At 60.0% G+C, this 11876-nt stretch carries 12 protein-coding genes; 9 read left to right on the top strand and 3 right to left on the bottom strand.

Annotated features, from left to right (window positions below):
• The first annotated feature begins 2 nt into the window (after nucleotides 1-2).
• Genes nuoI through nuoN form a run of 6 tightly spaced genes read left to right on the top strand, consistent with a single transcriptional unit; the run spans nucleotide 3 to nucleotide 6295 of the window.
• The gene (gene nuoI, locus FPL19_RS04960) at nucleotides 3-614 is read left to right on the top strand and encodes an NADH-quinone oxidoreductase subunit NuoI (RefSeq protein WP_150911187.1); all 612 of its coding nucleotides are present in this window, start codon (nucleotides 3-5) and stop codon (nucleotides 612-614) included.
• An 18-nt stretch (nucleotides 615-632) separates the two neighbouring features.
• Nucleotides 633-1169, top strand: a complete 537-nt coding sequence (gene nuoJ, locus FPL19_RS04955; protein WP_150911185.1) for an NADH-quinone oxidoreductase subunit J — start codon at nucleotides 633-635, stop codon at nucleotides 1167-1169.
• A complete protein-coding gene (gene nuoK / locus FPL19_RS04950; RefSeq protein ID WP_150911183.1) occupies nucleotides 1166-1474 on the top strand; it encodes an NADH-quinone oxidoreductase subunit NuoK in 309 nt (102 codons plus the stop codon). The genes nuoJ and nuoK overlap by 4 nt, the downstream gene beginning before the upstream one ends.
• Nucleotides 1471-3345: an NADH-quinone oxidoreductase subunit L gene (gene nuoL, locus FPL19_RS04945; RefSeq protein ID WP_150911181.1), complete on the top strand. Its 1875-nt coding sequence runs from the start codon at nucleotides 1471-1473 to the stop codon at nucleotides 3343-3345. The genes nuoK and nuoL overlap by 4 nt, the downstream gene beginning before the upstream one ends.
• Nucleotides 3342-4874, top strand: a complete 1533-nt coding sequence (gene nuoM, locus FPL19_RS04940; protein WP_150911179.1) for an NADH-quinone oxidoreductase subunit M — start codon at nucleotides 3342-3344, stop codon at nucleotides 4872-4874. Before nuoL ends, nuoM begins: the two co-directional genes overlap by 4 nt.
• On the top strand, nucleotides 4874-6295 hold the full coding sequence (gene nuoN, locus FPL19_RS04935; protein WP_150911177.1) for an NADH-quinone oxidoreductase subunit NuoN: 1422 nt from the start codon (nucleotides 4874-4876) through the stop codon (nucleotides 6293-6295). The genes nuoM and nuoN overlap by 1 nt, the downstream gene beginning before the upstream one ends.
• Here nuoN and FPL19_RS04930 read toward each other — a convergent pair.
• Entirely contained in the window at nucleotides 6292-7101 is an 810-nt protein-coding gene (locus FPL19_RS04930; RefSeq protein ID WP_150911175.1) for a M90 family metallopeptidase, read from the bottom strand. The genes nuoN and FPL19_RS04930 overlap by 4 nt on opposite strands.
• Nucleotides 7102-7475: 374 nt before the next feature.
• Between FPL19_RS04930 and FPL19_RS04925 the strand changes: the two genes are divergently transcribed.
• The 3 genes from FPL19_RS04925 (at nucleotide 7476) to FPL19_RS04915 (ending at nucleotide 9287) form a co-directional block, all read left to right on the top strand.
• Nucleotides 7476-8036 (top strand): sigma-70 family RNA polymerase sigma factor, encoded by a 561-nt coding sequence (locus tag FPL19_RS04925; RefSeq protein WP_150911173.1) that lies wholly within the window; start codon nucleotides 7476-7478, stop codon nucleotides 8034-8036.
• A complete protein-coding gene (locus FPL19_RS04920; RefSeq protein WP_150911171.1) occupies nucleotides 8033-8755 on the top strand; it encodes an anti-sigma factor in 723 nt (240 codons plus the stop codon). The genes FPL19_RS04925 and FPL19_RS04920 overlap by 4 nt, the downstream gene beginning before the upstream one ends.
• Before the next feature lie 103 nt (nucleotides 8756-8858).
• Nucleotides 8859-9287, top strand: coding sequence for a DUF7282 domain-containing protein (locus FPL19_RS04915; RefSeq protein WP_150911169.1), 429 nt, complete (start codon nucleotides 8859-8861; stop codon nucleotides 9285-9287).
• A 44-nt stretch (nucleotides 9288-9331) separates the two neighbouring features.
• Here the strand turns inward: FPL19_RS04915 and FPL19_RS04910 are convergent, their stop codons facing one another.
• Nucleotides 9332-10648: a GGDEF domain-containing protein gene (locus tag FPL19_RS04910; protein ID WP_150911167.1), complete on the bottom strand. Its 1317-nt coding sequence runs from the start codon at nucleotides 10646-10648 to the stop codon at nucleotides 9332-9334.
• A gap of 99 nt (nucleotides 10649-10747) precedes the next feature.
• Nucleotides 10748-11875, bottom strand: a complete 1128-nt coding sequence (locus tag FPL19_RS04905; RefSeq protein ID WP_150911165.1) for an NAD(P)/FAD-dependent oxidoreductase — start codon at nucleotides 11873-11875, stop codon at nucleotides 10748-10750.
• Nucleotide 11876: the final 1 nt, after the last annotated feature.

Raw genomic sequence — 11876 nt, 5'->3', positions numbered from 1 at the left:
TTATGGAAACGAAGGAGAGGAGAGAGCAGGAGGGCGCCAGTAATGTCCCCCTGATTCGATCACTGACCTCAACCTCTTTCCTGAGGCTGGTGCCGGCGACCTGGTCCCAGATACGTACACTGGGCATGGTGTTCATGCACAGCTTCCGTAAGCGGGAAACGGTGAACTATCCCGAGCAGGAGGTGTATCTGCCACCACGGTATCGTGGGCGCATCGTGCTGACCCGGGACCCGGACGGCGAGGAGCGTTGTGTTGCCTGCAACCTTTGCGCGGTGGCCTGCCCGGTGGACTGCATCTCCCTGCAGAAGGGTGAGCAGGAAGACGGCCGCTGGTACCCGGAGTTCTTCCGCATCAACTTCTCCCGCTGCATCTTCTGCGGCATGTGCGAGGAAGCCTGCCCGACCTCGGCCATTCAGCTGACGCCGGATTTCGAGATGGGCGAGTACGACCGTCAGCAGCTGGTGTATGAGAAAGAGGATCTGCTGATCAACGGGCCCGGCAAGGACCACGACTACCATTTCTACAAGGTCGCCGGCATGGCCATTGGCGGTAAAGGCAAGGGTGAGGCGCAGAACGAGGAGGCACCGGAGGATGTGCGTACGCTGCTGCCCTGATCAGACAAGGAGGCATTGATGGAACTGGCTTTCTACCTCAGCGGCCTGGTTGCAGTGCTGGCCACAATCGGTGTGATCACCGGCACGAGCCCGGTTCACGCGGTGGTGTACCTGATTGTCTCGTTGATTGCCGTGGCGCTGGTGTTCTTTGCCCTGGGCGCGCCCTTCGCGGGGGCTCTGGAAATCATCGTGTACGCCGGGGCCATCATGGTGCTGTTTGTGTTCGTGGTGATGATGCTCAATCTGGGACGGGACACAGACCGGGACGAGACTTTCCTGCATCCGCGCAACTGGGTCGGCCCGTCGGTGCTGACGCTGGTTCTGCTGGGGGCGCTGTTTACCCTGATTGGTCAGGGCGGCATCGGCCAGAGCATTGACGGCGATCTGCTGACCGCCCGGGCCGTTGCGCTGACCCTGTTCGGGCCGTGGCTGATGGTGGTGGAGCTGGCGGCTATTCTCCTGTTGGCAGCGCTGGTAACGGCGTCCCATGTTGGTCGTCGCAACAATCCGCTTCGCGGGCGCAGCAAACCGGGAAAGCAGGGAGGCAAGCCATGACGGGAATTCCCATGGAACATGGACTGATTCTGGCATCCATCCTCTTCAGCCTGGGGCTGTTGGGGCTCATGCTGCGCCGCAATATGCTTTTTGTGCTGATGAGCCTGGAAGTGATGCTCAACTCTGCGGCGCTGGCGTTTGTGGTAGCCGCGACCGCCTGGGACCAGCCGGAGGGTCAGGCCATGTTCCTGCTGGTGATTACCCTGGCAGCGGCAGAAGCCAGCGTCGGGCTGGCGTTGATGATCCAGCTTTACCAGCGGTTCCGTTCCCTTAATCTGGATGAAGCCAGCAGGATGCGCGGATGATGGCAATGGCGATGGTGCTCTCGTTTCTGTTCCCACTGGCCGGCACTCTGATTCTGGGCTTCTATGGCGGTCGCCTGGGGTCCCGGGCCAGCGCGATTGTGGGCGTTGGCAGCGTGGGTCTGGCGGCGCTGGCCACCGGCGTGCTGGTGATGACGCACCCCGGTGGCGACAGTGTGGCAGGCGTAACCCTGTGGAACTGGATCTCGGTAGGGGATTTCCAACCCACCATTGGCCTGGCGGTGGATGGCCTGGCGCTGGTGATGATGTCGGTGATCACCGGCGTGGGTTTTCTGATTCACCTGTTCGCCGCCTGGTATATGGTCGGCGAGGGCAGCATTGCCCGCTTCTATGCCTGGATGAACCTGTTCGTGTTCAGCATGTTGCTGCTGGTCATGGGCGATAACCTGCTGTTGCTGTTCCTGGGTTGGGAAGGCGTTGGCCTATGCAGCTATGGGCTAATCGGCTACTACTACCAGAGCAGTGCCAATGGCCAGGCCGCCATGAAGGCTTTTGTGGTTACCCGTATAGGTGATGTGTTTCTGGCCTTGGGTCTGTTCCTGATCTTCATGGAACTGGGCTCTCTGGATATCGACACGGTGCTGGCCCGGGTGCCGGAAGTCTGGGCGCAGGGCAGTGCCACCGCCAACCTGGCGGCCCTGCTTGTGCTGGGTGGCGCCCTTGGCAAGTCAGCCCAGGTGCCATTGCACACCTGGCTGCCGGACGCCATGGCCGGCCCCACGCCGGTGTCTGCATTGATCCACGCCGCTACGATGGTCACCGCCGGTGTCTACCTCATTGCGCGGCTCAACGGCCTGTTCCTTCTGGCGCCGGATGTGCTACTGCTGGTTGGCGTCATTGGAGCTGTATCCCTTCTGCTGGCAGCCTTTGCGGCGCTGGCCCAGACGGACATCAAGCGGGTGCTGGCCTATTCCACCATGAGCCAGATCGGATATATGTTCCTCGCCCTGGGCGTAGGGGCCTTCGATGCGGCCATTTTTCATCTGGTGACCCATGCGTTCTTCAAGGCGCTGCTGTTTCTGTCGGCCGGGGCGGTCATTATCAGCTGTCATCATGAGCAGGACATGGCGCGCCTTGGCGGCCTGTGGCGCAAACTACCGGTGGCCTACGGTGGCTTTCTGGTGGGTGGCGCCGCTCTGGTGGCATTGCCGCTGGTGTCCGCAGGCTTCTTCAGCAAGGACGAGATTCTGTGGCAGGCCATGGCCGCCGACCAGACCGGTCTGCTGGTGGCCGGCCTGCTGGGTGCCGTGCTGACCGGGCTCTATACCGTGCGCTTGATCCTGGGCACTTTCCACGGCGAGCCGGGCAGCGACCATGCCCGCAATCCGGAGCCGGGCACCAACCCCGTGACCCATCATCTTCCGCTAGTCGTGCTGGCGGTGCTGTCCACTTTCATCGGCGCCTGGATCTATCCGGGGCTGGGGGATATCTTCCCGACCGCCCCCGGGGAGAGCACCAGTACGGGACACACTCTGCTGCAAATTCTGGCTATGGGCGCTGCCATTGCCGGCCTGCTTCTGGCGGGTTGGCTGTTTATCCGCAAGCGTGACTGGCTTGCGGAGCAGGTTCGTGAGGGGTTCGGTGCTGGCCTGTGGAAACTCTGGCACCACGCCTGGGGCTTTGATGCCCTGTTCGACAGGCTGCTGGTCCGGCCCTGGAATCTAATGGTGAAGTGGCTGCGGGTGGATCTGGTGAACCTGATGATGAACCTGCCGGCGTTGATCGCGCGGGTGCTGAATTCGGGCATGGTTCGGGCCCAGAACGGCCGGGTGCGCAGCTATGCACTGATGATGGTGCTGGGCGCCACGATCATTCTGTTGACACTGGCGCTGACGCCGGGAGGCGCGGCATGATCCTGCTCTGGCTGATACTGATTCCGTTTATTGGTGGTCTGCTGTGCTGGCAGGCGGAGCGCTGGGGCGAACAGGTGCCCCGCTGGATCGCCCTGGGGACCATGCTGTTTGTGCTTCTGATCAGCATCCTGTTGTGGCTTGGTGGTGACTTCAGCCTGCCGCTTGCCGGTGGCAGTCAGTGGCTGCTGGAATGGCGGACCGATTGGATTCCCCGTTTTGGCATTGAGATACACCTGGCGATGGACGGTCTGTCGCTCATTCTTGTCGCCCTGACAGGCTTTCTCGGGGCACTGGCAGTGCTCTGTTCCTGGCACGAGATTGACGAGCGTGTGGGCTTTTTCCACCTGAACCTGCTGTTCATCCTGGGTGGCGTGGTTGGTGTTTTTCTGGCACTGGACCTGTTCCTGTTCTTCCTGTTCTGGGAAATGATGCTGGTGCCCATGTATTTCCTGATTGCACTGTGGGGGCACAGCGGCTCACCGGGGCAGACCCGCATACGTGCCGCCACGCGTTTCTTTATTTACACCCAGGCCAGCGGCCTGCTGATGCTGGTGTCGATTATCACCCTGGTGTTTATCCACTTCGGCAATACCGGCGAGCTTTCCTTCAGCTATAACACGCTACTGAATGCTGACATTCCGGAGGGGCTGGCGCCCTGGCTGATGCTGGGGTTCTTTATTGCCTTTGCGGTGAAACTGCCGGTGGTACCCTTTCACGGCTGGTTGCCGGATGCCCATGCCCAAGCGCCGACGGCCGGCAGCGTCGATCTGGCCGGCATTCTGCTAAAAACCGCAGCCTACGGCATTCTGCGGTTTGCGTTGCCGCTTTTCCCGGAAGAGTCCCAGGCCTTTGCGCCAGTTGCCATGACCCTGGGGCTGGTGGGCATTGTCTACGGCGCCGTGTTGGCTTGCGGGCAACAGGACATCAAGCGGCTGATTGCCTACACCAGTATATCCCACATGGGTTTTGTGCTGATTGCCCTGTATTCCGGCTCGGAACTGGCGATTCAGGGGGCTATTGTGCTGATGGTGGCCCATGCCTTCTCCAGCGCCGGATTGTTCATTCTCAGCGGCCAGCTCTATGAGCGCATCCATACCCGGGATATGAGCGTCATGGGCGGGCTCTGGTCCCGTATTCCGGTGCTGCCGGGGTTCACCATGTGTTTTGTTGCGGCGTCCCTGGGTATGCCCGTAACCGCCAATTTTGTGGGTGAATTCATGGTGCTGTTCGGAACCTTTCCCAACGCGCCGACCGTGGTGGTGATTGCCAGTGTCGGGCTGGTGCTGGCTGCGATCTATTCCCTGCTGCTGATGCAACGGGTGCACTTCGGTCCCGAATTCCGGCAGGGTGCTCTGCGCGGCCCTGATGTCAGGGAATACGCCATGATGCTGACGCTACTGGTGCTGACGATCGCCGTGGGGATCTATCCGCAACCGCTGCTGGATACCACCGCTGCCCTGGCCGCGCCGGTGGCGGAGCTCTTCAGCGAGGGCGCTAATCTGCCGGTTCAGGCCGGGGAGGTGAACTGATGCTGACCCTGGCTGACCTCGTTGCTTTGTTGCCGCTGATTATCGTCGGTTCCACCGCCGTGGTGGTGATGCTGGGCATTGCCTGGCAGCGCAATCACGGGCTTGCCGCCTTGCTCTCGGCCGCTGGCCTTCTGCTGGCTCTTTTATTGGTACCGGTGGCGTCCGGGGCCCCGTCATCGCCGCCGCTGATGGTGATGGACGGCCTGGCTATTATGGGCAGTGTGCTGGTGTTGTTGTGCGCGCTGGTAACCGTGGCACTGAGCCATCATTACCTGACCGGCTATATCGGCCCCCGGGAAGAATTCTATCTGTTATTGCTGTGCGCGGTGACCGGCGCTCTGGGGCTGGTCGCCAGTGATCATCTGGCCATGCTGTTTATCAGTCTGGAACTGCTGTCGATGCCGCTCTACGGCATGCTGGCCTATAGCTTCCGGGCCGAGCGGTCGCTGGAGGCTGGCATCAAGTACCTGATCCTGTCCGCCGCTGCGACCGCGTTCCTGTTGTTTGGCATGGCTCTTATCTATGCCCGCACCGGCCGTATGGATCTGGCCGGCCTGACGACGGCCATTGCAGCCGGCGAGGACCTGTGGACCCTGGCCGGGGCGGCACTGATGCTGGTGGGCCTGGGCTTCAAACTCTCCATCGTGCCGTTCCATCTCTGGACGCCGGACGTTTACCAGGGCGGACCGGCACCGGCGACCCTGTTTCTGGCGACGGTCAGCAAGCTGGCGGTGTTTGTGCTTCTGCTACGCCTGGTGCTGGTGGCGCCGGTATTCAGCAGTGACTGGCTTGGCGCCCTGGTGACCGTGCTTGCGGTACTGACCATGCTCGGCGGTAACCTGTTGGCATTGTTTCAGCAGAACATCAAGCGACTGCTGGGCTATTCCTCCATTGCCCACTTTGGTTACCTGTTGGTGGCAATCGTCGTGGGCGGGCCGCTGGCTACAGAAACCGTCGGGGTTTACCTGATTACCTATCTGGTGACGACCCTGGCGGCATTCGGGGTGGTTGCCCGGCTCTCCAGCCCGTTCGAGGGCGAGGATGCCGCCGGGCTGCATCATTATCGCGGTCTGTTCTGGCGTCGGCCCTGGCTGGCGGTGGTAATGACGGTAAGCTTTCTGTCGCTGGCGGGTATTCCGCTGACCGCTGGGTTTATTGGCAAATTCTATGTGCTGGCGCTGGGTGTGGCGGATGCCCGTTGGTGGCTGGTTGGCGGTATCGTCGCTGGCAGCGCGGTTGGCCTTTATTATTACCTGCGGGTGATGGTCACGCTCTATCTGCCGGAGCCGGGCAAGCAGAGACGGGAGATCGCCACGGACTGGGGCAGCCGTATTGGCGGGCTGACGCTGCTGGTGGTCGCCCTGTTGATCCTGGTGCTGGGAATTTATCCGTCGCCCATGATCCAGTGGGTTAACGGTTAGAGCGTCAGCGGGTCAAACCGGTAGAAGTCACAAAGCAGCTTGTAGACCTGCGGTTGCTCCTGTTTCAGGTGGTCGGGTTGCTGGAAGAAGGCCTCGGTCAGTACTGCGAAAAACTCGGCCGGCTCGGTGGCCCCGTATGGGTCCAGCCAGGGCTTCTGGTGATGGCGAAGGGAGTGACGCAGGTGCTCATAGGCATGGGTCATGGTCTTCTGCCATTGCTGCGCCTGCTCACCGCTCAGTGGGGGCGCGCCGTCGGCGGTTCCGTCAAGGTAGTCCAACTGATGGGCGAACTCGTGGAGAATGACGTTGTGGTGGCCCTTCGGGTCTACAGCACCTTCCTCGCATTCCGTCCAGGCTAGTACCACCTGGCCGCGACTGGAAGCTTCACCCGCGCGGATCTGATTGCTTTCGCTGACCACCAGGCCGTCGCTTTCCACCTCTCTGACCCGATAGGTGTCTGGATAAACCAGAATGCTGTTTACCTCGTCAAAATCCGAGAAGTTGCGGGCGACGATCAGCAGGCAGGCGTGGCCGGCAACCGTGAGCCGCACAGTGTCGTCCACCTCGAAGCCGTCGCAGCCATAGAAGGACTTTTCCGCCAGGAACAACTGCACGTGCTGGTCCAGCTGATTTCTGAGGTCAATAGGTAGTCGGGAATAGAGGGGCACTCTGGATTCCAGCAACTGCCGCCAGGATTCCGGGAAAGGCTCTTGAAGCTGCCTGTCCCGCCGCCATCCCCGATAGAAAAACAGGTAGAAAACCGAAAAGCCGATAACCGCAAAAACGCAGAGAGTGTAGATCAGCATTGGCAGCGATCCGTTACCCGATCAGGCTTTGATTGCGGCAGGGGCCTTATCCGCGCGCCATGGCTTGCCGTCGCAGGTCGCGTAGTTGGGGCAGTCAGGCATGCAGCCCCGACAGGGCAGGCGAGGAGCTTTTTCCGGATTGGTTGCAGACGTGTGCTGTGACATGGGGTACCTGCTGGTTTAAAAGGAAGCACCGGACTTTACGGCCAAAGAATAGAATCGGATGCCAGAGCACTATACGCTCTGGGCCATAAACTCTGAAAGCCCAAAGGCGAAACTCTACCCGGACCGTAAATCGTAATCCGCCAGCAGCTGGTGGTGAACAACCCCTGATTTTCGCCTACACTGTTGATTCCTATCTTCCGGTGTATTTCATGGATTCAGGTTCTTCATCAACAATCGCGGACGTTAGCGCAATGATTGGCCGCGTGGCCAAATCAGATCGCGCCGCGTTCGCCAGTCTCTATCAGGCCACGGCTCCGAAACTTCTTGGTATCGTACTGCGTATCCTTAATAACCGGGCCTGGGCGGACGAGGTGATTCAGGATGCCTATCTGAAAATCTGGCAGAAAGCGGACCAGTTTGATGCCAACAAGGCATCGCCCATCACCTGGATGGTTTCCATAGCCCGGAACGCCGCAATCGACGAGCTGCGAAAGCACCCCGCCGGACGCACCACCAACGATGACGAGCTGGATCTGATAGCAGGTCGGCAACCGACAGCTCAGGACCAGGTAGAAGATCAACAGGCCGTGAACCAACTGAACCATTGCATTGACCAACTTGAAAAGGAACGCCAGGACATGGTGCGCCTGGCGTACCTGAACGGCTGGTCCAGGGAGGACCTGGCCAGCCAGTTCGGTCAGCCAATCAATACCGTGAAGACCTGGCTGCGCCGCGCACTGCAGGACATTAAGGGGTGCCTGGAATCATGACCGAGCGCGATGATGATCTGGACATTCAAATTGCCGAGTTTGTGCTGGGCACGCTGCCGTCGGACGAGCGAGAAGCTCTGAAGGCGCGGCGCGAGCAGGACCCGACTCTGGATGCCCGCATTCTGGAGTGGGAATCGCGTTTGTCTGCCATGGCAGATGATGTCGAACCGGTGGAACCCGATCCGGCCCTGTTCGCCCGTATTGAGCAGACGCTTGGACGGGATGACAGTAACGTGATCGCACTGCGTCGCCAGGTGAATCGCTGGCGCTGGAGCACGGCCCTGGTGTCGGCGGCGGCCATGGTGCTGGTGGCGGTTCTAACCTTCCAGCCACAACCGGAGAAGGCGACCGAGTCCTTTGTGGCGGTATTCCAGCACAATGACCAGCAGCCGGCTTTCCTGCTGACGGTGAATCTCGAGGATCGTCAGGTGAATATCCGGCCAGTGACGGCCGAAGCGAAGCCTGACAAGTCATACCAGCTATGGATCAAGGCCGACGAACTGGGCCCCAACCCCCAATCCGTGGGCGTATTGGGAGACCGGTTCGAGCTGGACAATGATGTCCTGAAAAAATATGACCCGGCTCTGCTGAGGAACGCCACCTTTGGCATCAGCGTTGAGCCTCCGGGAGGCTCTCCCACCGGCCAGCCTACTGGCCCGGCGATTCATGGTTACCTGTATCCCGCAGGCCAAGCGCCGAATGACAATAATTCCCGGTGATTCACCGGGTCTGAAACTTTCACCCAGCGTTCCCGTAACTGCCAGTAACCCATCTGTAGAACCATCCCGGATGATGGGTATTACTGACACCAAGGAGAACGTAATGAAAAAGCTTCTGAAAGATAGTGTACTGATGGCCGCCCTGGTAGCAGGCGTGATGGCAACGGGCATGGCGCAGGCAGGCCACGGCGAGGACAAGGTTTGGGCTGACGACCAGTCTGTTGCAAATGGCACGGTAACCGCCAAGAAGGTAAACACCGGCGCTAACGGCTGGTTGGTTGTACATCGCACCGATGAATCCATGAAACCGGGCCCTGTGGTTGGCCATGCGCCCATCAAAAAGGGCATGACCCAGGACGTGGCGGCGATTCTTACTGAGGAAGTTAAGTCTGGCGAGATGCTGATGCTGATGGTTCACGCCGAAGACGGTGGCATGAAAACCGGTATCTTCGAGTACACCCTCGGCGCCAAGGAAGATGGTCCGATCAAGAATGATGGCAAGCTGGTGATGCAGACTATTACTGCCAAGTAGCTTTCGGTCGGGCTCCGTTCGCAATTCCGCAGCGGAGCCCTTCTTTACCCGCCGTATTTGTCCACATACATATTGGCGTCTGCCCGGATTATCAGTTGACGGGCCGTGTCGCCATCTTCCGGATACAGGGCCACCCCGATACTGCTGGTGACGCTGACGCTCTGGCCGTCGAAGCTCACCGGGGCTGCCAGCATCTCACGGATTTTCTCCACTGCTTTTTCAACCACGCCTGGTGCCCCGTCGATATCGGTCAATAGCACCGTAAACTCGTCACCGCCCATGCGGCCGATGGTGTCTGTCTTACGGGTACCCTGGACCAGTCTGCGAGCCACTTCCCGTATCAGCTCGTCGCCGGCCTCGTGGCCCCAGGTGTCGTTGACGCGCTTGAAATCGTTCAGGTCCAGATACAGCAGGGCCAGTCGCTGCCCCTTGTTTATTGCCGCCTGGAGGGAGGTTCCCAGCAGGTCATGGAACAGGGCGCGGTTGGTGAGGCCGGTCAGTGAGTCGTGGTGGGCCATAAACCGCAGTTCCTCATCCGCTTTCTTGCGTTCCACCGTGGTGGCGACCTGTGTGGCCACAAACTGGAGTAGCTCCTGATCCGCATGGGTCAGGGGGGCGGCGATGGACGTTCTTTCCAGAATCAGGATGCCGAGGACCGATTCCCGGGAAAGCAGGGGAACACCGAGCCAGTCCCCCGCCGGGATGTTGGCGTTGTCACGGGCCGGCTCTTGGCGGGATTCAAGCAGGGGCTGTCGATCTGAAATGACCCTGGCCAGTGGCGTGCCGGCTTCAATGGCTGTCTCGAGCCAACCGTCCGGGTGTTCACTGTCCCAGTCCGGAACCCTGAGGCTTTTCTTGTCGGCGTCGTAGAACGCCAGGTGCAGGGTGTCGCCCGGGAAGAGTTCGCTGATTACGTCTCTTATGCCTGAACAGAGCGTGCGGAGTGTATCAGCGTCGTGTGCTGCCTCGGATATCTGGTAGAGGGCGTTTTTGGTCTGATCGGCCCGCCTCAGTGCGGTTATGTCCCGGGCCACTCCGATGCGCAGGCGGTCTTCTTCATACCAGCGCGCTGACCAGAGAAGGTGCACGATGCTGCCATCTTTGTGAATGTAGCGGTTTTCGATGTTCGTACGGGGCTGGCCTTTGTTTACTTCGCGAGCGATTCTGCGGGTGGGTTCCCGATCCCCGGGATGGATGAACTCGAAAATCTTCTGGCCGGTCATCTCGGCGGCGGTATAACCCAGCAGTTGTTCGCAGGCATCGCTGACAAAAACAATGTGGCCCGATTCGTCCACGACAAAAACGGTGTCCAACAACAGATTGATCAGCTTGGGAAACAGAGCCTGAACATCAATAGTCATAGGGGCAGTCTTGCACGTTATTGGACAGCAGGGGAGCTGTCAGCATAGTGCGGAATTGCCTTCAGTGATAGAGAAAATCACCGCCCCGCCCGGGCCATGTCAGACCTGCGCTACTTCCAGTGGTGGTACTTCCTGGTGCAGAAACCACTTTTCGGTGACCACTTTGCGGGTGAACCAGTGGGACCGCATGAGGGTGCTGGCCAGGGGCGACTTGACCCAATCAGGAACCTGTAGGCCGGATTTCTGCTCCTCCGAACGATTGCCAAACCGGCGTGCGATAGCCTCGCCGTAGGGTTGCAGCGACTGGGCAGAGAATTCTTCCAGGTCCCAGATAAGATCGGCCGCCATCAAGGCGGATTCGATGGCAGGGCGTATGCCTTCGCCACTCTGGGTATAGGCCAGGCCGGCCGCATCGCCGATCAGCATCAGCCCCTCATCTACCAACGGGCGCTGGGCATGGTCATATAACAGGTAGGCATGGCCCTTGAAACGACCAGGCAGGTCGTCGGGAATACGGCCGGTGGATTTCATCTCGTTCACAAAAGCATTCAGGTGTTCGGTCAGTTTGTGGTTGTCTTCCCGGCCCAGGCCAATGTTGAGGAAGTTTTCTTTACGAAATACCCAGGCGTAGCCCTTCAGGTCCTTGCAGAACCAGAGTTCCGGAGTATCGCCACGGGCCTGGCAGTGCTGGGCCTGTTCCGGTGTCATCTCAAACTCGACTTCCTTGGCGGCTACCACGGTCTCGTGACTGCCGGGGCCGTCGCCGAGCAGCTTGGCCACGGGACAGAAATGCCCGCCAGCACCAACAACCAGCGGCGCCTGCCAGGTGTCGTTGACAATCCAGTTGCCGCCGTCTTTTCGGATGTTCTTGACCGGGATGCCCAGTTCCTTGGGGGAATCCACCCGGTCCAGCAGATAGGCGTCGAATTCACACCGGCGAATGCCGTAGCTGACCACCTCGCCATGATCGTTCTCGACCGCGGGCTGCCCCATCATGCCAATGCGGAACTGGCTGATGGGCTGCAACGTGCGGCCCCTGCCGTACTCTTCAGGATCAATATTCAGGCTGTTCATGACTGCCGGAGTCACCCACCCCGCACAGGTCTTGTCGCGGGGAAAGATCTTTTTGTCCAGTATCAGGACGCGCTTTCCGCTGTTGCGCAAGGCATTGGCCAGGGTGGAGCCGGAAGGGCCGGCGCCCACGATGATCAGATCGTAATACTCCATA

Source organism: Marinobacter halotolerans (assembly GCF_008795985.1).
Classification (GTDB): Bacteria; Pseudomonadota; Gammaproteobacteria; order Pseudomonadales; family Oleiphilaceae; genus Marinobacter; species Marinobacter halotolerans.
The sequence above is the reverse complement of the archived record's forward strand: the minus strand, read 5'-3'. Positions and strand labels throughout refer to the sequence as shown.

Excerpts from the sequence above, each read along its gene's own strand:
- FPL19_RS04915 (WP_150911169.1), top strand. The coding sequence starts at position 8,859 with ATGAAAAAGCTTCTGAAAGATAGTGTACTGATGGCCGCCCTGGTAGCA.
- FPL19_RS04925 (WP_150911173.1), top strand. The coding sequence starts at position 7,476 with ATGGATTCAGGTTCTTCATCAACAATCGCGGACGTTAGCGCAATGATT.
- FPL19_RS04930 (WP_150911175.1), bottom strand. The coding sequence starts at position 7,101 with ATGCTGATCTACACTCTCTGCGTTTTTGCGGTTATCGGCTTTTCGGTT.
- nuoM (WP_150911179.1), top strand. The coding sequence starts at position 3,342 with ATGATCCTGCTCTGGCTGATACTGATTCCGTTTATTGGTGGTCTGCTG.
- nuoI (WP_150911187.1), top strand. The coding sequence starts at position 3 with ATGGAAACGAAGGAGAGGAGAGAGCAGGAGGGCGCCAGTAATGTCCCC.
- nuoL (WP_150911181.1), top strand. The coding sequence starts at position 1,471 with ATGATGGCAATGGCGATGGTGCTCTCGTTTCTGTTCCCACTGGCCGGC.
- nuoN (WP_150911177.1), top strand. The coding sequence starts at position 4,874 with ATGCTGACCCTGGCTGACCTCGTTGCTTTGTTGCCGCTGATTATCGTC.
- nuoJ (WP_150911185.1), top strand. The coding sequence starts at position 633 with ATGGAACTGGCTTTCTACCTCAGCGGCCTGGTTGCAGTGCTGGCCACA.
- FPL19_RS04920 (WP_150911171.1), top strand. The coding sequence starts at position 8,033 with ATGACCGAGCGCGATGATGATCTGGACATTCAAATTGCCGAGTTTGTG.
- FPL19_RS04905 (WP_150911165.1), bottom strand. The coding sequence starts at position 11,875 with ATGGAGTATTACGATCTGATCATCGTGGGCGCCGGCCCTTCCGGCTCC.
- FPL19_RS04910 (WP_150911167.1), bottom strand. The coding sequence starts at position 10,648 with ATGACTATTGATGTTCAGGCTCTGTTTCCCAAGCTGATCAATCTGTTG.
- nuoK (WP_150911183.1), top strand. The coding sequence starts at position 1,166 with ATGACGGGAATTCCCATGGAACATGGACTGATTCTGGCATCCATCCTC.